This is a genomic window from Nocardia cyriacigeorgica (assembly GCF_010858045.1).
GTDB lineage: Bacteria > Actinomycetota > Actinomycetes > Mycobacteriales > Mycobacteriaceae > Nocardia > Nocardia cyriacigeorgica_E.
This window is the reverse complement of record NZ_JAAGVC010000041.1, coordinates 26912-49209: the sequence shown is the minus strand read 5'-3', so window position 1 is coordinate 49209 and position 22298 is coordinate 26912. Positions and strand designations below refer to the sequence as shown.

At 69.1% G+C, this 22298-nt stretch carries 19 protein-coding genes; 9 read left to right on the top strand and 10 right to left on the bottom strand.

Annotation, left to right across the window (positions count from 1 at the left end; all coding sequences use genetic code 11):
• The coding region (locus GV790_RS24360; protein WP_256673498.1) for a TerD family protein at window positions 1-779 on the top strand (779 nt) is incomplete at its 5' end.
• A gap of 21 nt (window positions 780-800) precedes the next feature.
• Complete coding sequence (locus tag GV790_RS24355) at window positions 801-2330, top strand: TerD family protein (protein WP_163816446.1); 1530 nt, start codon at window positions 801-803, stop codon at window positions 2328-2330.
• 17 nt (window positions 2331-2347) lie between these two features.
• On the opposite strand, the gene GV790_RS24350 is transcribed toward GV790_RS24355, so the two are convergent.
• The 3 genes from GV790_RS24350 to GV790_RS24340 all read right to left on the bottom strand — a co-directional run bounded on the left by GV790_RS24350 (window position 2348) and on the right by GV790_RS24340 (window position 7618).
• A complete protein-coding gene (locus tag GV790_RS24350; protein ID WP_163816444.1) occupies window positions 2348-4087 on the bottom strand; it encodes a glycosyltransferase family 87 protein in 1740 nt (579 codons plus the stop codon).
• An 11-nt stretch (window positions 4088-4098) separates the two neighbouring features.
• Window positions 4099-6903, bottom strand: a complete 2805-nt coding sequence (locus tag GV790_RS24345) for a transglycosylase domain-containing protein (protein WP_163816461.1) — start codon at window positions 6901-6903, stop codon at window positions 4099-4101.
• A 295-nt stretch (window positions 6904-7198) separates the two neighbouring features.
• Window positions 7199-7618, bottom strand: a complete 420-nt coding sequence (locus GV790_RS24340; RefSeq protein WP_158430226.1) for a DUF5318 domain-containing protein — start codon at window positions 7616-7618, stop codon at window positions 7199-7201.
• Window positions 7619-7964: 346 nt separating this feature from the next.
• On the opposite strand from GV790_RS24340, the gene GV790_RS24335 reads away from it, so the two are divergent.
• The 4 genes from GV790_RS24335 (at window position 7965) to GV790_RS24320 (ending at window position 11916) form a co-directional block, all read left to right on the top strand.
• On the top strand, window positions 7965-9086 hold the full coding sequence (locus GV790_RS24335) for a DUF1707 SHOCT-like domain-containing protein (RefSeq protein ID WP_163816442.1): 1122 nt from the start codon (window positions 7965-7967) through the stop codon (window positions 9084-9086).
• A gap of 7 nt (window positions 9087-9093) precedes the next feature.
• On the top strand, window positions 9094-9909 hold the full coding sequence (locus GV790_RS24330; RefSeq protein ID WP_163816440.1) for a DUF1707 SHOCT-like domain-containing protein: 816 nt from the start codon (window positions 9094-9096) through the stop codon (window positions 9907-9909).
• Between the two features lie 359 nt (window positions 9910-10268).
• Complete coding sequence (locus tag GV790_RS24325) at window positions 10269-10826, top strand: PadR family transcriptional regulator (RefSeq protein WP_014353629.1); 558 nt, start codon at window positions 10269-10271, stop codon at window positions 10824-10826.
• Window positions 10819-11916, top strand: coding sequence for an inositol-3-phosphate synthase (locus tag GV790_RS24320; protein WP_163816438.1), 1098 nt, complete (start codon window positions 10819-10821; stop codon window positions 11914-11916). Before GV790_RS24325 ends, GV790_RS24320 begins: the two co-directional genes overlap by 8 nt.
• A gap of 70 nt (window positions 11917-11986) precedes the next feature.
• Here the strand turns inward: GV790_RS24320 and GV790_RS24315 are convergent, their stop codons facing one another.
• From GV790_RS24315 to GV790_RS24290, 6 genes are all read right to left on the bottom strand, one after another.
• Complete coding sequence (locus GV790_RS24315) at window positions 11987-12412, bottom strand: GyrI-like domain-containing protein (protein WP_163816436.1); 426 nt, start codon at window positions 12410-12412, stop codon at window positions 11987-11989.
• Window positions 12413-12422: 10 nt separating this feature from the next.
• Complete coding sequence (locus tag GV790_RS24310; protein ID WP_163816434.1) at window positions 12423-12881, bottom strand: GyrI-like domain-containing protein; 459 nt, start codon at window positions 12879-12881, stop codon at window positions 12423-12425.
• A gap of 272 nt (window positions 12882-13153) precedes the next feature.
• Entirely contained in the window at window positions 13154-15469 is a 2316-nt protein-coding gene (locus tag GV790_RS24305) for a transglycosylase domain-containing protein (protein WP_178128286.1), read from the bottom strand.
• A gap of 265 nt (window positions 15470-15734) precedes the next feature.
• Window positions 15735-16631: a carbohydrate ABC transporter permease gene (locus tag GV790_RS24300; protein WP_375139423.1), complete on the bottom strand. Its 897-nt coding sequence runs from the start codon at window positions 16629-16631 to the stop codon at window positions 15735-15737.
• On the bottom strand, window positions 16628-17668 hold the full coding sequence (locus GV790_RS24295; protein ID WP_375139422.1) for a carbohydrate ABC transporter permease: 1041 nt from the start codon (window positions 17666-17668) through the stop codon (window positions 16628-16630). The genes GV790_RS24300 and GV790_RS24295 overlap by 4 nt, the downstream gene beginning before the upstream one ends.
• A gap of 45 nt (window positions 17669-17713) precedes the next feature.
• Window positions 17714-19009: an ABC transporter substrate-binding protein gene (locus GV790_RS24290; RefSeq protein ID WP_163816429.1), complete on the bottom strand. Its 1296-nt coding sequence runs from the start codon at window positions 19007-19009 to the stop codon at window positions 17714-17716.
• A 120-nt stretch (window positions 19010-19129) separates the two neighbouring features.
• Between GV790_RS24290 and GV790_RS24285 the strand changes: the two genes are divergently transcribed.
• The gene (locus GV790_RS24285; protein ID WP_175585995.1) at window positions 19130-19978 is read left to right on the top strand and encodes a DUF2786 domain-containing protein; all 849 of its coding nucleotides are present in this window, start codon (window positions 19130-19132) and stop codon (window positions 19976-19978) included.
• A 271-nt stretch (window positions 19979-20249) separates the two neighbouring features.
• Window positions 20250-20762 (top strand): TIGR04338 family metallohydrolase, encoded by a 513-nt coding sequence (locus tag GV790_RS24280; protein WP_163816427.1) that lies wholly within the window; start codon window positions 20250-20252, stop codon window positions 20760-20762.
• A gap of 97 nt (window positions 20763-20859) precedes the next feature.
• On the opposite strand, the gene GV790_RS24275 is transcribed toward GV790_RS24280, so the two are convergent.
• A complete protein-coding gene (locus GV790_RS24275; protein WP_163816425.1) occupies window positions 20860-21831 on the bottom strand; it encodes an o-succinylbenzoate synthase in 972 nt (323 codons plus the stop codon).
• 83 nt (window positions 21832-21914) lie between these two features.
• Here GV790_RS24275 and GV790_RS24270 point away from each other — a divergent pair, with 83 nt between their 5' ends.
• Complete coding sequence (locus GV790_RS24270; RefSeq protein WP_163816423.1) at window positions 21915-22232, top strand: hypothetical protein; 318 nt, start codon at window positions 21915-21917, stop codon at window positions 22230-22232.
• The last annotated feature ends 66 nt before the right edge of the window (window positions 22233-22298 follow it).

Below are 22298 nucleotides of genomic sequence, written 5' to 3'. Positions count from 1 at the left end.
TTGCCGAACATGCCGCGGCTGCGCACCGGATCCCAGCCGAGACCCATCTTGACGAAGGTGAGCGCGGACCCGCCCTCTTTGCGCAGGGTGGCGGTTATCCGCCCCCGCCGGGCCCGGGTGCCGGCTACCCGCCGCCCGGTGCCCCGGTCCCGCCCCCGCCTACGCAGCCGCAGGGCGAGATCAGCCTGAGCAAGGACCGTCCGGTCAGCTTGCAGAAGGGCCAGCGGGTCACCCTGCGCAAAGAGGGCGGGTCCGCGCTCACCTTCGTCAAGATGGGTCTCGGCTGGGATCCGGTGCGCAGCCGCGGCATGTTCGGCAACCGCACGGTCGATATCGACCTCGACGCCTCGGTGGTCATGTTCGCCGACCATCAGCCCGCCGATGTCGCCTATTACGGCCAGCTCAGCTCCAAGGACGGCTCGGTGCGCCATCAGGGCGACAACCTCACCGGTGAGGGCGAGGGCGACGACGAGATGATCCTGGTGGATCTGACCCGCATCCCCGCCCACATCAGCACGCTGTTCTTCATCGTCACCTCCTACAAGGGTCACACCTTCGAGCAGGTGCAGAACGCCTTCTGCCGGTTGATCGACGGCGGCAACAACGCCGAACTGGCCCGCTACACCCTGGCCGGCGGCATGCCGTTCACCGCGATGGCGATGGCGAAGGTCTATCGGGCCGGCGGGGATTGGAAGATGCAGGCGCTCGGCGAAGGTTTCCAGGCCAAACATCCCGGGGAGGCAGTACCGCAGCTCGGCCGTTTCCTCGCCGCCGGCTGAGGGACGACGGGGGAAGTGGACGTGCGGCAACTGACGGCGGGGCAGAACGTTCCCCTGACCGCCCAGACGGTGCGGTTCGGCGTGCACGCCGATGCGGCACTGGATATTTCGGCGCTGGTGGTGAACGACGATCTGCGGGTGCGCGCCGCCGCCGATGTCGTCACCGGTGATCGGACGACGACGGCGGGAGTGCACCTCGGCGAGGACGGCGTCACCGTCTCCCTCGCCGAGGTCCGGGCCGACGCGCAGGCGGTCCTGCTGGTCGTGGCGGGCCGGTCGGCGGAACTGGGCAAGGTCGTTGCCGAGCTGTCCGAAAATGGCTCCGTCACGGTCGAATTCGCGATCGCGCCGGCCGCCGGTGAGCGCGCGCTGATCTGCCTGGAGGTGTACCGGCGTCAAGGCGCGTGGAAGGTGCGCGCGCTCGGCCAAGGCTATGCGGGCGGTCTGCCGGAACTGTTGCAGGCGCACGGTGCGGCCGGGATGGCGCCCGCCGCCGCCCCGCGGGCGGACACGTACGCGATGTCCGCACCCGCACAATCCGGCGGCAGCCCGCTCGACGTGGGCCACGGTCTGGAACGGCTGTGGATGATCTTCGAGGATGCCGCGAGATCGGCGGCGGCCCTGATCTCGGCCCGCGACTACGCGGCCAAACGGCTCGATCAGGAGCTGTCCGAAGCGGTCTCGGATCCGGCAACCAGGAACACCCCCGCCGCCGACGCCGCCCGCACCGCCGCCCAGCGCCGCCACGACGAACTCAACGCCACCGCCGAGGCGAACCATCGCCGCGACAGCGAGCAGCTGGTGCGGGAACTGGCCGAGGCCGATCAGGCGCTGCCGCCCGCGCTGGCGTCGTGGGAATCGCAGGCGTGGGATCGCGCCCCCGCACCCGCCGACGGCATCCGGCTCGGCGAGCTCTACGCCATCGACCGTGGGCCGCTGCGCATTCCGTACTGTGTGCCGGTCCCGCTGAACCGTCCGCTGTGGATCGATGCCGAATCCTCCGCGGCGGTCGCGCCGATCGTCGGCGCACTGCTGGCCCGGCTCGTCGCGGCGGCCCCGCAGCGCACCACCGTCGTCGACGTCATCGACCTCACCAGCGCGTTCACCGGCCTCACCGGCCTGCTCGGGCCCGTGCTCGGCGGCCCGCCGGTCACCCACCACACCGATATCTCGGCCCGGCTGAAGACTCTCGCCGACGCCGCCGAGCTCGCCGAAATGGCCTACAACAGCGGTGCGGGCACCCCGCCCACCGAGCATCGGGTGCTGGTGGCGGCCGATTTCCCGCACGGCTATCAGGCCACCGACGTGCAGCGGCTCGGTTCGCTGCTCATGCGCGGCGACCTGATCGGGCTGTCCACCGTGATCATCGGCAGCAATGAATCCGATTCCGACGACACCCTGGTCGCGACGTTATCGCAGGCCTGCCGTCACCTGCCGACGATCCCGGGCACCCCACTGTTCGATCCGTGGACCGGCAGCGCCTGGGAACTCGATCTGGATCTGCTGCCGCAGGAACCCGAACGGCAGGCCCGTATTCTGCGCGCTCGCTGAGGACCGCCCACGCGATGTCAGCGCGTGGGTACCCGGCCTTCCCGTGGCCGCAACCGTTCCGGTAGCCACGGCAGCAGCGGATCGGTGGCGTGGTCGAGTGGGCCGCCGACCGGATCGTCGACGAAATCGCGGCGCACCAGATCCTCCTCGGGCCGGTAGATCTGGCGCACGATCAGCGCGCACACGATGATCACCGCGATATCGCGCAGCAGCACGGTGCCGGTGAACCACTGCTCCGGCAGGCCTTTACGATCCAGGCCGAGGTAGTAGAACATTCGCGGCACCCAGACCAGCGCGTCGATCGTCATCCAGGCCAGCAGGATCCGGCGATGCGGCAGCGCGAGCACCGCGAGCGGTACCAGCCACAGCGAATACTGCGGGCTCCACACCTTGTTCGTCAGCAGGAAGGCGGCGATCACCAGGAAGCACAGCTGCGCCAGGCGCGGCCTGCGTGGGGCAGTCAGGCCGATATAGGCGATGAGCAGGCAGGCGATGACGAACAGCGTCAGCGACACCAGATTGAGGATGGCGGGCTGCTCGCCGTGCTCGAGCACACCGTCGAAGCCGGGCCAGCCGGTGAACGAGGTGATGACGTTGTAGATCGAATCCGGATCCGCGTGCCGGGTGGTGTTGAGCCGGAAGAACTCCCGCCAGCCGGTCGGATACAGCACCGCGATCGGGAGATTCACGATCACCCAGGTGCCCGCGGCGGCGCCGGCGGTGAGCCACGCCGCACCGAGCGGGCGAGTACCCAGAATCCGCACCCGATGGGGGATCTCGCGGATCCACTCTCGCGCCGCGGGCAGGCCGTCGATCTCGTTCAATCGGATCTTGATGTGCGCGCTCGGCGTGCGGTGCATCGGGTCGGCGCGCAGGCACAGCACCAGGATCGGGCCGAGCAGCAGCAGCGGATACAGTTTCGCCGCACCGCCCAAGCCGAGCAGCACCCCGGCCAGCACCGGTTTCTTGCGCGCCCAGGCCAGCAGGCCGGTCGCGGCGAAAGCCGTCGCCAGGGCATCGAAATTGGTGAAACCGTGCACGATCACCAGCGGTGAGCAGGCGACGAGGGCGGCGTCCCAGATCCGCCGGCCCGCCAGCAGCGCCGTCGCCCACACGGTGACCAGCCAGGCCAGCGCGAGACCGACCGCGATGACATTGAAGTAGATGACCACCTGCAGCGCGCCCGGCAGCGGACCGGCGTCCCAGCTCTTGGCGATCTGCATCGACACGTACTGATAGAGCCCCGACAGCACCGGATACTCCATGTACCGGGTTTCGGTACCGCCGTCCGGCGTCTCCTCGGTCCAGGACTTCTTGTACGGGAACGCGCCCTCGTTGAGCCGTTCCGCGCCGTAGAGCGGGACGGTGTCCGAATAGCACATGGCCGTGTACTGGCGGCCGTCGTTCCAGTCCAGGGTGAGGCCGCCGCCCGCGGCTTCGGTCTGCTGGATGCACGCGGCCTTGGTGCCCCAGCCGAGCGCGAGGAACAGCACCGTGAACAGGAACAGCACCCGCATCGGCGTCCAGAACCGGGTGCGGCCGATCAGGGCGTGATCACCGACCGGGCCGCCGATCACCGTGCACAGCTGCGCCGTCAGGGAGTCGTTGCGGCTCGGCCGGTCTCGGGCGTCGGCCGACCGGAGATCGGGAGCGAGCGGAGCCGGGGACTCGTATCGCGGGCTGCTGGGCTGCTCGGCCGACGGGCCGGTGTGCGCGTTCCCGTTGGTCGGCTCGCCCACCAGTCGCTGATCGGTCACGGCACCCGAGGCTACCGGGAGCGGCCGGGCGGAGCTCCGCTCGTCCCCCCGGAATCCTCGGCACCCTGGCCGCCGCCGGTGCCACCGCCGCCGGAGTCCTCGCCGCTATCGGAACTGTCCTCGCCGGATTGCCCCTGGCCGGTGGACGGTGATCCATCGGCCGGTGCGGTCGGCTGCCCCGGCAGCGGCCCGGAGTTCGACGGCTGCTGCGGCTGTGGCCGCACCTGCGCCTGCGGATTCGGTTGTACGCCCGGAACCGGGATGGTGATGCCGGGCAGAATCTCCACCTGGCTCGGGGTGATCACCACCGGCGGCTGGAACGGCGGCGCCTCCGTGGTGGACGGCGCGGTATACGGCGCGGTCCACTCCGGCACACCCGCCTGGCCCTTGATCGGTGCGGGCTTGGGGAAGGTCTCCTTCGGCGTGCCCTCGAGCGCGCCGTCCATGGTGTCCTTCCAGATGTCGGACGGCAGGCTGGAGCCGTAGATCATCGCGCCGCCGTAATTGCGCAGCGGCTCACCCTGTTCGGTGCCGACCCAGACCGCGGTGGACAGCGACGGCGTGTAGCCGACCATCCAGGCGTCCTTGTTCTCGCCGGTATCGCCGAGCTGGGCGGTGCCGGTCTTGGCGGCCGATTCCCGGCCGCCGGCCAGGCCGTGGTTGCGGGAGTAGGCGGCGATCGGCTTCATCGCCGCGGTGACGTTATCGGCCACGGCCTCCGAGACGCGCTGTTCGCCCGCGACCTCGCCACGGTCGAGCAGCACCTCACCGTCGGCGGTCACCACCCGCTGGATGAAGTGCGGGGCGTGGTACTTGCCCGAGGCCGCGAGAGTGGCGTAGGCGGAGGCCATATCGAGCACCCTGGCCTGGTACTGGCCGAGCACGATGCCGTTGTTCGGACCCGAACCATCCGGCTCGGTCAGCGTCTTGCCGACGCCGGGGATCTCCTCAGGGATGCCCAGCTTGTGCGCCATATCGGCGATCTTCTGCGGGCCGTTCTGCATATCCAGCTGCATGCGGTAGAAGCTGGTGTTCAGCGAACGCTTGAGCGCCTCGGCGATGGTGCACATGCCGCAGGATTCGCCCTCGACGTTGCTGATCTTGATGCCGTGCACGGTGAGCGGCGAGCTGTCGTACATCTGCGACAGCGGGATGCCCATCTCCAGGTTCTGTGCCAGGCCGAACACCTTGAACGACGAACCGGTCTGCAGACCCGCGTTGGCGAAGTCGTAGCCCTGGCCGTCCTTGCCGCCGTAGTAGGCCCGCACCGCACCGGATTTCGGATCGATCGACACCACGGCGGTGCGCAGCTTCTCCGGCTCGCCCTGCAGGTTCTCGGCGACCGCGTCGAGCGCGGCCTGCTGTGCCTTGGGGTCGATGGTCGTGGTGATCTGCAGACCCGCGGTGTTGAGCTGCTGCTCACTGATGCCCGCGGCCGACAGCTCACGCAGCACCTGCTGTTTGATTAGGCCCTCGGGGCCGTCGTCGTTGGCCTTGTCGCCCAGCGAGGACAGCGGCCGCACCGCCGGGTACTGCATCGACTTGCGTTCGGCGGCGGGCAGATTGCCCTCCGAGACCATGCCGTCGAGCACGTAGTTCCAGCGCGCCTTCGCGCCCTCGGGGTTCTGCTCCGGATCCAGCGAGGAGGGCAGCTGGATGGTGGCCGCGAGCACCGCGCCCTCGGCCACGGTCAGATCCTGCACCGGCTTGTCGAAGTAGGCCTTGGCGGCAGCGTCGATGCCGTAGGCGCCGCGGCCGAAGTAGATGGTGTTGAGGTAGGCGGCGAGGATCTCGTCCTTGCTCCACTGCCGCGCCATCTTCGCCGAGATCACCAGCTCTTTGAGCTTGCGGTTGAGGGAGCGTTCGTCACCGACCAGCGCGTTCTTCACGTACTGCTGGGTGATGGTCGAGCCACCGCCCGCGCTCTCCTTGCCGAGCAGGTTGTCGCGCGCGGCGCGGGCGAAACCGGACACCGAGAAGCCGGGGTTGGTGTAGAAATCCCGGTCCTCGGCCGCGGTGACCGCGTTGCGGACATGCGGCGGCACCTGGTCGATGGTGACCTCGGTGCGGTTGCCCTCCGGCGGAACCACCTTGCTGATCTCGGTGGTGCCGTCGGCGGCGTAGATCGTCGCCACCTGATTGGTTTTGAGATCGCCCGGCTGGGGAACGGAAACCGTGGAGTAGGCGATCAAGAACACGGTGCTCGGCACCACGATCGCCAAGGCGATCAGAACATAGATGGTGCGGCGCACGATTCGCCACGGCGATTTCTTCTTGGCGCGGGGCCTGCGTCCGCCGGGACCATCGGGGCCGTCGCCGTCGCCACCGCCACGCCGCGGCGGTGGGCCCGACGGCGGGCCGGAACGCGATTGTGCCCGGCGTTCACCGGTAGTCGAAGCGCCCGCGGCAGCGCCGGCGACGGGCCTGCGCGCGGCCGGACGCGGGCCCGTGCTCGAGGCCTTGCGGTCGCGCTGGGACACCGCCTCCGACAGCGAGGCCGGGCGGCTGATCTTCTGCGTCGACTGGGCCGACGGCGGCTTGGCGCCCTCGCCCGGCCGGGCGATCTTCTGGGTCGACTGCGAAGAGTTGGGCGCCGGATTCGGGCCGGGCCTGCCCTGCGGCGCGCGACCGGGGGGCGGAGCACCCTGCGGCCCCCGGCCCGGCGGCGGGCCAGGACGATGCGGCGGCTGCGGGCCGCGCGGATTACCGGGCGGTGGACCACCCTGCGGTCCACGGCCACCCTGCGGAGCCGGCCGTCCGTTCGGGCCGGGACGCGGACCGTTGGGGCCCGGCCGTGGGCCGTTCGGGCCTGGCATCGGCGCACCGGGGCGCGGTCCGCCCATACCCGGGCGGGGCCCGCTCACCTGCGGACGCGGACCACCCGGAGCGCCGGGCCGCCCGGGCGGCGGCCCCATCGGACGTGGGTTCGGGCCTGGTTGTGGGCTGCGCTGCGTGCGGGCGTTCGGGTCATCGCCGTGAGGGCTCTCGTAGGGCGAATTCACTGACAAGATCTCCAAAGCTCGTATCGGTCTGGGTGGCTCGGGGCCGGGCAGGTCGCGATGGACCGGGCTCGGCCCTATAAGTCACCCGACGGGCAGATGACCAGGTGTTTCATTCGGCAGCGGTCCGCCGGTTGGCTCGGGTTCCGGAGCGTCGTCGCGGCGGAACCGGTGTGGTGCCGAGCACATAGGACTGCACCAGATGATTCCAGCTGCAGGTCCGGCACACCTCGACCACATGGACCGAGAACTCCTCGCGCGTCTCGGCGAGACGGAGCAGTTCCTCCGGGGTGCGGGCCGAGCCCGCTACCGGGCCGAGGCCGTCGCCGTAGACCCAGGATACGAGGGTGAGCTGTTCTTTCCGGCAGATAGGGCATGTGACCTCGCTCCCCCGACCGTGGAATTTCGCCGCACGCAGCAGATATGGATTCGCATCACACACCTCGGCGACATCGACACGGCCCGCATAGACGTCAGCCAGCAGCGACCGGCGCCGTAGCGCATAGTCGACCACTTGCCGCTGAATTCGCACGCTCCCCAGAGTAGCCGTGTCCAATTCGTTGCGCTGGCGCCCGGCGTGTTCGGTGGCCGGGGACGGATACGTCCGCACTGGCGCATCTGCGACACCGATATCTGCTGGTCTGCCCGCTGATCAGCGCCGGACCCGCCGTCGCCCGGGCGAATCGCGTGCTGACACTCCCGGGTCGACGTGATCGACGAATCGCCGCGACTCCAGCGCATGACTATCCGACCGAACGACGCGGAGGTTCGGCGGGCGGCCCGCGGCCGCCGATCGGCCGGACCGGCGACGACGAAACCGCACGTCGCACGGTGAAACAGGACAGCGAAATGGGCACATGTCCGATTAGACTGCGTTCGTGTCGACGCCAGTTCCCGGTCGGATGCGCGCACGTGATCTCGACCGATCCCACACCGCGAGTGTGCTCGACGCCGCCTATGCGGAGGGCCAGCTCGGCGCCGACGAATATCACGACCGGGTTGCGCAGGCCAGGGCCGCGACAACGATGGGCGAGCTGTCCGCGCTGGTGGATGATCTGCAAACGCCGTCAGCGGTGCCGGCACCCGGCCCACGGACCCCCGCCCCGAGAACCGCGCGTCCGGTAACGGCCTACCCGACGTCCACCAGAGCTCGCTCCGCCGATCGCGCCGCCGCCGCCGAACTGCTCGACCTGGCCCGCACCGAAGGCCAGCTCACCGAAGACGAGCACCGCGCCCACTCCGATCTGCTCGCCGAGGCGAAAACCCTCGGTGATCTGGCCGAACTCACCGCCGACCTGCAAGGCCCGCGCCGCACCCCGACGCCACCGCGGCCGGCGCAGCCCACCCGTCAGGGCGGCTACCTGGCCGCACTCACCGCGGCCGCACTGCTCGTCGCCTTCGGTGCCTTCGCGCTGACCGGCCGCGCGGACGACCCCGCACCGGCCGAAACGCCGGTGGCCGCCGCCCCGGGCGACGGAGCACCCGAGGCCGAGCTTCCGGTACCGCGCGCCGACCTCGATGACGTCGACCCCATCGTCATCAAGACTCCGAATCTGCTCACCGGCGAGGGCCTGGCCCACTTTCTCGCCGACTACCGCGCCGAATTCGGCGACACCCTCGCCGACGAGATCTCCCTGTACCCCGACCACGGCGACGTCGACCGCGCCGTGCCGGGACAGCCCAACCGTCAGGTGTCCTACGACTACCGGGGCGGCTTCCAGCGGCCGAGCGATCCGACCACCCGCAAGGTCGACACCCCGACGGTCGATCTCGGCGTCCTCGATACCGCCGCGATCGGCGCCGCGCTGGCGAACGCCGCGACGATCGCGCAGGTGCCCGACGGCAAGGTCTCGCACCTGTCGGTCGAGATCCACAGCTTCCCGCCGAACGAGGGCCGCATGGTCGTGGCCGTCTATGTCGGCAACGAATTCCGCGAGTCCGGCCATTTCATCCTCGGCCCGGCCGGCGAGGTCCTGCGCGTATGGCCGTTCGAGGGGTAGGCCCGTGATGACGAGAAACGACCGGCTCAGGGCCCGTGACGCCGACCGTGTCGAGGCGTGCGCGCTGATCGACGCGGCCTTGCAGGACGGGCAGCTCACCGCGGACGAGCACGCCGAGCGGACCCGCGCGGCGATGCGCGCCACATCCTTCGGCGAGCTCAACGGCCTGGTCCGCGATCTGCAGGTGCCGGGCGATCTCGCCGGTTCGGCGGTGTTGCAGCACGACCGCCCAAAACGCCGCTGGTGGATTCCGGTCGCGGTGCTCGCGGTGGCCGCGGTGATCGGCGCGACGGCGGGCATCCTGCGCCCGGAGGAGGGCGGGGGCCCACTGGCCGTCGTCGATGCGGAGCAGGTCGAGGAGGGCGAGCCCGCGGCGCTGCCCAGTCTGGTCACCGGTTCCGGGTTCGCTCTGTTCGTGGACAGCTATCGACGCGAGTTCGGCGACGCCATCGTCGACACCGTCACGGTCATGCCCGAGTTCGTGGTGGTCCAGCGGCTGGAGGCGGGCCGTCCGGTGATGTACCGGTTCGATGCCGAAGGTTTCCAGACGAGCGGTTCCTCGACGGTGAGCTGGGCGAACGGCCGCCCCATCGATCTGGGGGCCATCGACCTGACCGCGCTGGCCGGGATTCTGCGCGGTGCGCCGGAGTCGGTGCGCCTGCCCGGCGGCGCGGTGCAGCATCTCGGTATCGGCTACGAACTGAGTGCCCCGGCCGATGCGGGGCCGGTCATCGACATCTTCGTCGAGGACGATGACGACCGGACCGGACACATGACCGTCGATCTCGCCGGTAAGCCGCTGGAGATCTTCCCGGCGGATTGAGCTGTCACGGCCGGGCAGCCGCCGGTCCGGACTGCCGCTCGTCGGTGACCTGAGCAGCTGCCGGCCAGTGATCTGAGCTGTCGCGGGTCGCAGCCCCGAGCTGCCAATGGCCGGCGGGGGCGCTGCCGCCCGGCCGGTGATCCGAGCCGCCAATGAACGGTGACGTGTTTCGGCGCCGATGCGAACGCCTTTTGGCTGCCCAGCGCGGCGAGCGTGGTGAACCGAGCTGGTCCAACACCGCCCCCACCTGCGCAAATGCGTAATACATCACTAACAACTATGCGTGGTTATATCGCTCCGATATAGTTGGTAATCGCATCCATCGGTTAGGTCTGCACACAGTCAGGGGGTGAAGCCCGATGCTCGAACTCGCAATCCTCGGGCTGCTCCTCGAATCGCCCATGCACGGTTACGAGCTGCGCAAGCGGCTGACGGGCCTGCTCGGCGCGTTTCGGGCCTTCTCCTACGGGTCGCTCTATCCGACACTGCGCCGAATGCAGGCGGACGGGCTGCTCGCGGAGGAGATCCCGGCCGGTGCGACCACACGTCGCGCCCGGCGGGTCTACCAGCTGACTCCGGCCGGACGGGAGCGCTTCAACGAGCTCCTTGCCGACACCGGACCGCAGAACTACACCGACGACGGCTTCGGCGTTCATCTGGCCTTTTTCAGCCGCACCCCCGCGGAAGCGCGGATGCGGATCCTCGAGGGCAGGCGGCGTCAGGTCGAGGAGCGCCGAGAGGGGCTACGGGAGGCGATCAAGAAGGCGAGTGGCTCGCTGGATCGCTACACCCGCCAGCTCCATCAACTCGGACTCGAATCAAGCGAGCGCGAAGTGCGCTGGCTCAACGAGTTGATTGCGGCGGAGCAATCGACGAAGGCGGCACCACAGAAAGAGGGAAATACCGGCCATGAGTGATGTCAAAGCTGCTGAGAGCGCCCCAGAGGTTCGCGTCGCCATCGTAGGTGTGGGCAACTGCGCATCCTCGCTGGTCCAGGGCGTTCAGTACTACAAGGACGCGGACGAGACCGCGACCGTTCCCGGTCTGATGCACGTCAAGTTCGGTCAGTACCACGTGCGCGACGTGAAGTTCGTCGCCGCGTTCGACGTCGACGCGAAGAAGGTCGGCTTCGACCTGTCCGAGGCGATCTTCGCTTCCGAGAACAACACCATCAAGATCTCCGACGTGCCGCCCAGCGACGTCGTCGTGCAGCGCGGCCCGACCCTCGACGGCATCGGCAAGTACTACGCGCAGACCATCGAGCTGTCCGAGGCCGAGCCGGTCGACGTGGTCAAGGCGCTCAAGGACGCCAAGGTCGACGTCCTGGTCTCCTACCTGCCGGTGGGTTCGGAAGAGGCCGACAAGTTCTACGCGCAGTGCGCCATCGACGCGGGCGTGGCCTTCGTCAACGCGCTGCCGGTGTTCATCGCCTCCGACCCGGAATGGGCCGAGAAGTTCACCAAGGCCGGCGTCCCGATCGTCGGCGACGACATCAAGAGCCAGGTCGGTGCCACCATCACCCACCGCGTGATGGCCAAGCTGTTCGAGGATCGCGGCGTGCAGCTCGACCGCACCATGCAGCTCAACGTCGGCGGCAACATGGACTTCAAGAACATGCTCGAGCGTGAGCGCCTGGAGTCGAAGAAGATCTCCAAGACCCAGGCCGTCACCAGCAACCTGAAGAAGGAGCTCGGCGCCAACGACGTGCACATCGGCCCGTCCGATCACGTCGGCTGGCTCGACGACCGCAAGTGGGCCTACGTGCGCCTGGAAGGCCGCGCCTTCGGTGACGTGCCGCTGAACCTGGAGTACAAGCTCGAGGTGTGGGACTCGCCGAACTCGGCGGGCATCATCATCGACGCGGTGCGCGCGGCCAAGATCGCCAAGGACCGCGGCATCGGCGGCCCGGTCATCCCGGCGTCGGCGTACCTGATGAAGTCCCCGCCGCAGCAGCTGGCCGACGACGTCGCCCGCGAGCAGCTGGAAGCGTTCATCATCAACGCCTGATCCACCCCGGGTCGAAACGGCGGAAAGCCGGTCGAAGTGAATGCTTCGACCGGCTTCCTCGTATTCGTGCTCAGTCGAGCGAGACGTACACCTCCACCGAGGTGGGCCCGGTGTAGCGCTCGACCTCGGCCGCGTGTGAGCGGGTGATGGTGCCGGCGCTTTCGGCCTTGCGCACCTGCGCCCAGGCCGTGCGCAGCAGGTCGTAGGGCTTGTCGGAGACGACGAACTTGGCGTACCGGCCGCTCGGCACGCGGGTGACCACATCGCCCGCGTCCATCTCGTCCATCGACGACACCTCGTAGCCGAGCACCGCCACCGCGTGATCGTTCTGGCCGATGTAGGCCGCGACCCGTGGCACGTTCTTCTCCCTGGCCAGGTACCGGTCCCAGGTGAAGTTCACCAGGTCCAGGTCGCGGGCGGCGACCTCGCGGCCGGCCAGCGGCACGGTGAGCCCGGCGACCAGGCTTTCGTCCAGGGTGACTATCTCGAAGTCCACAGCGTTGTTCCTACCCGTCCACCGAATCGTCTGCCAGCGCCACGAAGACCTCGACCGTCCGGTTGTCGGGGTAGCGCTCGAAATCGCCTGTGTAGGAACGCTCCAGCCGGCCCGCGGCCTCGGCGTCCCAGATCGCGCGCCATACCGTCACCACGGTGTCGCCGAGATCGTCACCGCTGAGGGTGAACCGGGCGAACCTGCCTGCCGGGATCCGGGCGAGTACGTCACCGGGTAGCAGGTCATCGAGACTGCGGCAGCGGTAGCCGACGATATGGGTCAGATACGAGTTGATCTCGGGCGCGTGGTCGACGAACGCGCTCGCCGGCGGACCGGGTAGCGCACGCGCCAGATTGCGCTTCCACGCTTCTTCCACCTTGGTGCGCCGCGGCCCCTCCACAGCCAGTGCCGGGCTGCGGAGCACGGTTCCCGCCACCAATGTCTCTTGGCGGTCAACGACATTGAAATCCACCGGCGTAGCCCCTATTTCTCGTCTGTCGTTCAGTTGGCGGCACGCGCCGGGCCCTCCGCTCGTGCCGCGGTGTTCGTTTCGGCGGCGCTCCCCGGCTGCTGCGTGGCACGCGGGCTACCGCCTGCGGGCCGCTGCTCGCGCCGCTGTCGTGTCGCTCGTCGCTTATCCTTCCGCATCGATCCGGCGGCGTCGGCGTCGGCCCGGTGCCGCTGCCGCACGGTCACGCTCTCACCCTGGCAAACGATGCTGCCATGGGTTGCGTTCCCCCGGCGTCATCCCGGCACCGGAATCACGATTCCCGGCAGGATCTCCACCTGCCGCGGCGGGGGCGGCGGCGGTGGTGGCGGGGGTGCCGGCGGGAAGATGACGATGGGTTCCTGCGGTTCGGGCTGTGGGGCCTGCGGGGCGGGCGGGAAGATGATCTCCGGTCCGCGCGGCTGCTCGCCGGGTGGCGGGTTCAGGATGTCGTAGGGCCCGCCGGAGGGCTGGGGTGGACCGGCCGGAATGATCGGCTGCCCGGACCCGCCTTCGGGAGCCGGGAAGTTCTCTGCCGGTGTGCCTTCCAGCGCGCCGTCCATGGTCTGCTTCCAGATGTCGGCGGGCAGGCCGGAACCGTAGATGCGGGCGCCGCCCGCGGTGCGGATCGCCTGCGAGTGTTCGGTTCCCACCCACACCGCCGTCGACAGCGACGGCGTGAAACCGACCATCCAGGCGTCCTTGTTCTCGCCGGTGTCGCCCAGCTGGGTGGTGCCGGTTTTGGCCGCCGATGGCCTGCCGTCGAGGGCGTGCCCGTTGGAGTAGGCGGCGATCGGCAGCATGGCCTGGGTGGTGCGGTCGGCGATGGCCGCGGGGAAGCGCTGTTCACCGGGTGGCAGCTGCTGGCCCACCTGATGTTCGGGGGCGCCGCGATCGAGCAGCACCCGGCCGGTGCCGGTCACCACCCGCTGCACGAAATACGGCTGGTGATACCTGCCGGAGGCGGCGATGGTCGCGTACGCCGAGGCCATATCGATCGGGCGCACCTGGTACACGCCGAGCACGATGGACGGCGCGGGCGGCCCGCCGTTCTCACTCAGCGAGCGGCCGGGCACCCCGGGAATCTCCTCCGGGATCCCGGCCTGATGCGCGGCGTCGGCGATGGCCTGCGGACCGTTGAACATCGACTGGGTGAGCCGGTAGAAGCTGGTGTTGAGGGACCGTTTGAACGCCTCGGCCAGCGAGCAGGTGCCGCATGACTCGTTGTCCACGTTGCGCACGAGCACGTCGTTGACCTGCACCGGTGAACTGTCGAACTGCTTGGCCATGGAGATGCCCTGACGCTGGGCCGCCAGTACCGCGAAGGTCTTGAACGCCGAACCGGTCTGCACCGGGGCCTGCGCGAAATCGAATCCGACACCGTCGGCGCCGCCGTAATAGGCCCGCACCGCGCCCGTGCGCGGATCGATCGACACCACCGCGGTGCGCAGTTCGGGCGGCTGGCCTTCCATCGCGCTCTGCGCCGCGGCGACCGCCGCCTGCTGTGCCTTGGGGTCGATGGTGGTGGTGATCTGCAGGGCACCGGTATTGAGTTCGTGTTCGGAGATGCCCGCCGCGCGCAGTTCGCGCAGCACCTGGGTGCGGATCAGGCCCTCGGGCCCGCGCGCGGCACCGTCGTCGGCGACGTCGGTGATCGGGATGATCGGCGGGAAGGTCGCGGTCTCGCGGTCGGCTCGGTTCAGCACGCCCATCTCGACCATGCCGTCGAGCACATACCGCCAGCGCGCCTTCAGATCCTCGAGATGGGTTTCCGGATCCAGGATCGACGGTGAGCGGACCAGTGCGGCCAGCACCGCGCCCTCGGCCAGGGTGAGCTCCGGGACCGGCTTGTTGAAGTACGCCTTCGCCGCCGCCGCGATGCCGTAGGCGCCGCGCCCGTAGTAGATGGTGTTGAGGTAGGCGGCGAGGATGTCGTCTTTGCTCCATTCACGGGCCATCTTGGCCGCGATCACCAGCTCGCGCATCTTCCGGGTGACGGTGCGCTCGGAGTCGAGGAAGGCGTTCTTCACATACTGCTGGGTGATGGTCGAACCGCCGCCGGCGTTCTCCTTGCCGAGCAGGTTGTCCCTGGCGGCGCGGAGGAAGGCGGGGATCGAGTAGCCGGGGTTGGTGTAGAAATTGCGGTCCTCGGCCGAGAGCATCGCATTGCGCACGTGCACCGGGACCTCGGCGAGCGGGACCGGTGTGCGGTTGCCCTCGGGCGGGACGACCTTCGCGATCACCGTGGTGCCGTCGGCGGCGGTGATGGTGGCGATCTGGTTGGTGCGCATCGCCGACGGCGAGGGGATCTCGGCACTCCAGTAGAACAGCGCCATCAGTAGCGCGGGCACGGCGATGAAGATGACGAACAGCGCGAGGATCAGCCTGCGGATCCGGCTACCACGGGTGCGCGGTCTTCGATCCGGGCCCTCCGGCTCGCGTCCGGACCTCCTGCCGGTGGAACCACCGTCCTCCGATTTTCCGGCGCGCGGGTCGAATCCGCTGATCGAGGCGTACTCCGGCTCCGGAGATCGGCCACCGCGGAGCCGGTCACGAAACGAGCTCACGATCATCTCCTCCCGGAGCGTCGGTAAAACTCGGCTACCCCACCGTCTGATCACACATCGTCACCGATCCACACCCGCCTGGGTACCGGAAACGGGCACAGACTTACCCCGCCGATCATAGCTGGACGATAGCTAGCTCAGTGTTTGCCGGCCCGGAGCGGGACGCGCGCCGCGACGGACGGTGCTTGATGACGACCGGTTCCCGCGCCAGAGCTCGCGATGAACGGCCGAGCGGGCCGGGTGCCGAGCGGAGAGCCAGGCACCGCCGCCCTCAGCTCTTGACGCCACCAGCGGTCAGACCGGAGATGATCCGCCGCTGGAACAGCAGCACCATGATCACCAGCGGAATCGTCACCAGCGTGCCCGCCGCCATGATCGAGGCGTACGGCTGGACCAGCGGGTTGTTGCCGGAGAAACCGGCGATCGCGACCGTCACCGGCTTGGTCGACTCGCTGGAGAGCAGCCGCGCGAGCAGGTACTCGTTGACCGCGGCGATGAACGCCAGGATCGCGGTGGTGAACACCGCTGGCGCCGCCAGCGGCAGCATCACCAGCCGGAACGCCTGCAGTTTGGTGGCGCCGTCGATGCGGGCGGCCTCCTCGAGCTCCCACGGCAGTTCGGCGAAGAAGGCCGCGAGGATGTAGACCGTCATCGGCAGCACGAAGGAGATGTTCGGGATGATCATCGCCTGGTACTTGCCGATCCAGCCCAGATCGGTGAACAGCTGGAACAGCGGGGTCACCAGTACGACCACCGGGAACATCGACGCGCTCAGGATCAGCCCCGACACCAGGTACTTGCCGCGGAAGCTCAGCCGCGCCAGCGCATAGGCGGCCAGCACGCCGAGCAGCAGCGCGATGACGGTGGTGATGGAGCCGATGATGACGCTGTTCACCATCGCCTGACCGAAGTCGTTGCCGCGGCTGGTGTCGAAGACGTCGCGGAAGTTCTCCAGTGTCAGATGCGTGGGCCACGGCGTGTTGTCGAAGGTGTAGCGCGGGTCGCGGAACGCGGTGACCGCCATCCAGTAGAACGGGCCGAGCCCCCACACCAGCACGATCAACGCGCCGATGTAGAGCCGCGCCGAGCCGAGCCTGCGGGTCCACGGCACGTTCCTGGTGACCGGCGCGGCGGGCTTCTCTTTCGTCATCGTGGTCGCGGCCATCATGCTTTCCGCTGCTCTTCCTGGGTGCGGACGGCGTTCGCGCCCAGCACCTTCACCAACACGAACGCCACTGCGAAGATCATCAGGAAGGTGATCGTCGACAGCGCGGCGGCACTGTTGGGACCTTGCCGGACCTGTTCGACCACCAGCATCGACACCGTGCGGGTGGCGGGGTTGTCGGCGGTCATGATGGCGGGCAGGTCGTACATGCGCAGCGCGTCCATGGTGCGGAACAGGATCGCGACCAGCAGGGCGGGCTTGAGCAGCGGCAACGTGATGTGCAGGAAGCGCTGCCAGGCCGAGGCGCCGTCGACCTTCGCGGCCTCGTAGACGTCGTTCGGGATCACCTGCAAACCGGCCAGCAGCAGCAAGGCCATGAAGGGCGTCGTCTTCCATACGTCGGCCGCGATCACCGCGAACCGGGCGGGCCATTCGTCGGAGGTCCACAGGATCCCGGTGCCGAGCACCCGGTTGACCACGCCGTCGTACTGGAACATGAATTCCCACAGCCGCGCCGTCACCGCGGTCGGGATCGCCCACGGAATGAGCACGGCGGCGCGCAGCAGCGCCCGGCCCTTGAAGGTCTTGCCCATCACCACGGCCATGGCGAGGCCGAGGATCACCTCGAGCGACACCGTGACCACGGTCAGAAACAGCGTCACGCCGATGGCCAGCCAGAACTGCGAGCCCAGGTTGCCGGTCGGGCAGTCGACGGTGCCCGCCGCGGTCTCGCACTGCTGCAGCAGCCAGTGCGTGTAGTTGGAGAACCCGGCGCTGCCGCCCTCGATGAACATGCCGGTCTCGGGGTCGATGCCGCCCGAATCCTGCTGGAACGACATCCACAGCGCCCGGAACACCGGGTAGCCGATGACCACGGCGAGCGCGACCAGCACCGGCGCGACGAACATCCACGCCTTACCGGAGCGCCGCAGCTCGTCGGCGATCACCGCGCCCCAGCCGCGCTTGTTCCGCGGTGGTTCATCCGCTTCGCCCGCGCGCACCTTCCGCACGGCCGTATCCGTTCCCGAAGGATCCGACACCCGTTCTCTCCTCATCCGGCAGGTCGGGTCCGTCCGAACTTCCCGCTAACCGGCCGCCTCGATGCCCTTCTGCATGCCGATGATCGCATCGTCCACCGACTTCTCGCCCTTCAGGGCGGCGAAGGCATTGTCGCGGATGGCCTTCGACACCGCCGGGTAGAACGGCGTCACCGGGCGCGGCACGGCGTTGGAGATCGAGTCCTTGAGGGCGGGCAGGTAGGGCATCTTGGCGATGAGGGCCGGATCGTCGTACATCGATTCGCGCACCGAGGGCAGCGCGCCGGAGGCGACGATGTGCTGGGCGTCTTCGCTGATCAGGAAGCGAAGGAAGTCGAGCGCGGTGGCCTTGTTCTTGGAGAACGCGCTGATCGCGGCGTTGTAGCCGCCGAGGGTCGAGGCGCCGATGCCGGACTCACCCGGCAGCGGGGCGACGGCGAACTTGTCGCGCACCACCGACGATTCCGAGCCTGCGTCACCGAAGGTGGACGGCCACGAGCGCAGGAACATCAGCTTGCCCTGGGTGAAGGCGGCGCCGCTCTCGGTCTCGGTGAAGGTGACCGCCTCCGGCGGGATGTCGCCGCGCTTGTAGGCGTCGACCAGCTTGCCGAGGCCGGCGCGGGCCTGCGGGCTGTCCACGGTCGGGGTCTTGCCGTCGGATCCGACGAAGGTGCCGCCGTAGGCGTTGATCACCTCGGCGGTGTTCACGGTCAGGCCCTCGTAGTTCTTGAGCTGGCCGGCGTAGCAGCCGATGTTGTTCTCCCGCGCGATATTGCACATGCCGAGCATCTCGTCCCAGGTCTTGGGCGGGTTCGGCACCAGGTCGCTGCGGTAGAACAGCAGGCCGCCGTTGGTGTTGCGCGGGGCCGCGTAGAGGGTGTTGTTGTAGGTGGCGCTGGCCACCGTCGGCGGCAGCAGGGCCGAGGTGTCGATGGCGAAGGAGTCCTTCAGCGGCTGGATCCAGCCCTTGGCGGCGAACTCAGCGGTCCACGGCACGTCCATGGCGAACACGTCGTAGTCCGAGGACTTGGAGCGCATGTGCTCGACCAGGTCGTCGTACTGCTGGGAGGCGTCGTTGGACTGCTCCTTGTAGGTGACCTGCTCGTCCGGGTGGGCCGCGTTCCACCGGTCGATGAGCTGCTTGACGACACCCGTCTCGGTGGTGTCCTTGCCCTCGACGTAGGTGATGGGCCCGCGTCCGGTGAGGTTCTCACTGGTCGGGTTGCCGCCGCTGTCGCTGGTGCACGCGGTGGCGAAGGCCGTGGTCAGCACCGCCGCCGAGGCCACCGTGAGCGCGGCACGGGACACGAGAGCAGCACGTAGGGACACCTTCTTCAAAGCCATCGCGGAAACTCCAAGGTCGAGACGTGAGCGGCAGCACACCCGGCGGTGCACAACGCAACATACATGTTGATCACCCGACGCGCCCGAGCATGTCGGTCGGTATGCCTAGGCTGGTTCGCGATGACTGTCGCAGATCCCGCCCCGGACAAGATGCTGACCCGCATCGGCGGGCTGCTGCGCAAGGCCGAGTCGACCGACAACGAGCACGAGGCCGAAGCCTTCCTCGCCGCCGCGCAACGGCTGGCCACCCGCTCCTCGATCGATCTGGCCGTGGCGCGCGCCCATGTGGCCGGCCGCGAGCGCAGACCCACCCCGATCCAGCGGATCATCCCGATCGGCGAGCCCGGGCGTAAGGGCCTGCGCACCTACGTCCAGCTGTTCGTGGCTATCGCCTCGGCAAACGATGTGCGCTGCGATGTGGCCAGGACCTCCACCCAGGTCTACGCCTACGGCTTCGACTCCGATATCGACACCTGCGAGGCGCTCTACACCAGCCTGCTGGTGCAGATGGTGCGAGCCTCCGACCAGTACATCAAGTCCGGCGCCTACCGGTCGGCGACGGTGGAGAAGATCGTCGTCGAGGTGCGCGGCGGCCGCCGGGTGCGCCGCCGGGTGCAGGCGCCGGTCGCCGCGGTGACGGCCCGGCTGAACTTCCAGATGGCGTTCGCGGCTCGTATCGGCAAACGGCTGGCCGAGGTGAAATCGGAAGTGGAGACCGAGGCCCGCGCCGAACCCGCCGCCGCGTCCACCGGAACCGCGCTCGCCCTGCGCAACAAGGAGATCGAGCTGGTCGATTTCTACACCCGCACCTCCGAAGCTCGCGGCACCTGGCGCGGCCCGCAGGCGTCCACCGGGTACGCGCCCGCCGCTCGCACCGCGGGCGACCGCGCGGGTCGCGCCGCCCGCCTCGGCACCTCCCCTGAACTCCCCGCCCCGCGCGGCCGCCTCACCGCACGCCGCGCGGACTGACCGTGTCCCGGCCTCCTACCCGGCCCAGCGCGAACGAGCCAACCACGATCGCGCCCGCGCACCACCGCGACAGCTTCAGCGTCTGCGGTCGGCGTCGCGGATGCCTCGGGTCGAGCTGGGCCTGGAGCACAAGTGCCCGCCGACCGCGGTACCTCGACCGGCGCCACGTCACCGTGCCCGCATCCCAGCCGATGTGTCGTCCACCTTCCACCGTGGTCCATCCGGCGTGGATGAGCCGGCCGACCCCCAGCGCAGCGCGGGTGGTGCCGTGATGAGCGTGCGAGACAGTCAGCGGGCCCGGGTCTATGACGCCGAGCAGTTGGTGCGCGGTGCGTTCGATCGGGCCGACGAGTTCGGCAACCGCACGGTGGAGGTGTTCGGTTCGCAGATCACCTTGCCGGTGGAGCGCCGGTTCGCCTCCGTCGAGTCGGTGCAGACCTATTGCGATCGGGTGCTGGCATTGAACTGGGTCGCGCGGCAATGGGCCCGGGCCGGCACGCCGGTGCGGGTGCGTTCCCGAGTGGGCACCACCGCGGCCCATTACGAGGCCGACGGCGCGGTGCTCGCCGTCCCGCTGCATACCGGCGGAACCGCCTGGGCGCTGCGGGAATTGGTGGTGCTGCACGAGCTGACCCACCATCTCGAACCACGTCCGGGTGAGCGCGCACCGCACGGCCCGGAATTCTGTGGCCGGTACATCGAAGTGGTCGACGGCGTGATCGGACCCGAAGCCGCCCTACTGCTGCGCGGCACCATGATCGGTTGTGGTGTGCGCATCGGTTGACCTGATCGCACCGTTCCGCTCACAGCTGTCCTGATCACGGTCAAGGGGCGTGGACCGGCCGGGTGAAGAATCTCCGGCCCGTGGTTCGTGGCGGCGGTCAGGGGCGGCCGAGGAGGGCGTGTACTCGGTCGAAGCGGTCGTACCACCAGGCGGTCCGGTCCGGGTCGGGATGCCGGTAACGCTCCAGCAGGTCCGGGTCGGGCGCCGGTGGTGTGCGCGGGACGGGGAGGTACCCGTCCACCGGTAGCAGTGGTTCGGCCACCACATCGCCCTCGAACAGCGCGACGGTGCCGAGCCCGCAGGCGAAGTCGAGCCCGGGCAGCGTCGCGGCGAGCGCGACCTGCGCCGACAGCCCGACGCTGGTCTCCAGTGCCGAGGACACCACGCACGGGAGTCCGGCGGCATCGGCGACCTCGAGCGCGCGGCGCACTCCGCCCAGCGGTGTGCACTTCAGCACCGCGATATCGGCGGCGCCCGCGACCGCCACACGCAGCGGATCCTCGGCCCGCCGAATGGATTCGTCCGCGGCGATCCGCACCTCCACTCGCCCGCGCACCGCGGCCAGTTCGTCGATCGTGCGGCAGGGCTGCTCGACGTATTCGAGACCGCCTGCCGCCCGGTCGATCTCGCGGATATTCCGTACCGCGGTCTCCACATCCCAGAGCGCGTTAGCGTCCACCCGCACCGCACCGTCCGGGCCGAGCGCATCACGCACCGCCTCGACCCGCGCCACATCCTCCGATAGCGAGCCGGGATGATCGGCCACCTTCACCTTGGCGGTGCGGCACCCCGACCCCGCGACGATGGCATGCGCCCGTTCCGGCCCGACCGCGGGCACCGTGCAGTTCACCGGTATCCGATCCCGCACCGGCGCGGGCCAGCCGACCGTCACCTGCTCGACGGCGGTGGCCAGCCACTGCGCGGCCTCCCGGTCGTCGTACTCGGGAAACGCGCAGAACTCACCCCAGCCGAGCGGTCCGCGCACCAGCATCCCCTCGCGCACGGTGATGCCACGGAACCGGGTGCGCATGGGTACCGCGTACACGCCGACGGCTTCGACCTCGCTCATCGTGAGCAGGGTAGTCGGCTCGGTCCGGACGTGGATTCGCCCTCGGTATTGCCGCGCCGCCGCGTCGCCCGCACACTCGAACTGTGCGACGGCGAATCCCGGATCTCGCACGCGCGATCCCCGCGACCCTGATCACGGCCGGAACCGGCTGGGTGACAATCCAATTGCTGGAGTGGTACGAGCTGACCGGCCGCGAGTCGGCACGCCCACACGACCTGACGGCCGCGTACGCGATCGCCGTCGTCGGCTTCGCGCTGACGATCGGCACTGTCGTCGTGTCCGTGCTCGATGCCGTCCGGAGCAGACGCCCGATCGGCTGGGCTCCCTTGATCGGCGCGCCGCTGTTCGCCGGAGCCTGGGTGTGCGGATTCCTGGTCGCCATCTTCACCGCGCCCGGCTGAGGCGGTCCGGGATCGGGGCGTGTGAGCTCGAACGGGCGGGCCGGGCGCCGATGTGCCCTCGGGTGT

Bases quoted from the DNA above. Each gene is read 5' to 3' on its own strand.
- GV790_RS24345 (WP_163816461.1), bottom strand. From the start codon at position 6,903: ATGCCAGGCCCGAACGGCCCACGGCCGGGCCCCAACGGTCCGCGTCCC.
- GV790_RS24330 (WP_163816440.1), top strand. From the start codon at position 9,094: ATGACGAGAAACGACCGGCTCAGGGCCCGTGACGCCGACCGTGTCGAG.
- GV790_RS24325 (WP_014353629.1), top strand. From the start codon at position 10,269: ATGCTCGAACTCGCAATCCTCGGGCTGCTCCTCGAATCGCCCATGCAC.
- GV790_RS24320 (WP_163816438.1), top strand. From the start codon at position 10,819: ATGAGTGATGTCAAAGCTGCTGAGAGCGCCCCAGAGGTTCGCGTCGCC.
- GV790_RS24305 (WP_178128286.1), bottom strand. From the start codon at position 15,469: ATGATCGTGAGCTCGTTTCGTGACCGGCTCCGCGGTGGCCGATCTCCG.
- GV790_RS24300 (WP_375139423.1), bottom strand. From the start codon at position 16,631: ATGATGGCCGCGACCACGATGACGAAAGAGAAGCCCGCCGCGCCGGTC.
- GV790_RS24290 (WP_163816429.1), bottom strand. From the start codon at position 19,009: ATGGCTTTGAAGAAGGTGTCCCTACGTGCTGCTCTCGTGTCCCGTGCC.
- GV790_RS24285 (WP_175585995.1), top strand. From the start codon at position 19,130: ATGACTGTCGCAGATCCCGCCCCGGACAAGATGCTGACCCGCATCGGC.
- GV790_RS24280 (WP_163816427.1), top strand. From the start codon at position 20,250: ATGAGCGTGCGAGACAGTCAGCGGGCCCGGGTCTATGACGCCGAGCAG.
- GV790_RS24275 (WP_163816425.1), bottom strand. From the start codon at position 21,831: ATGAGCGAGGTCGAAGCCGTCGGCGTGTACGCGGTACCCATGCGCACC.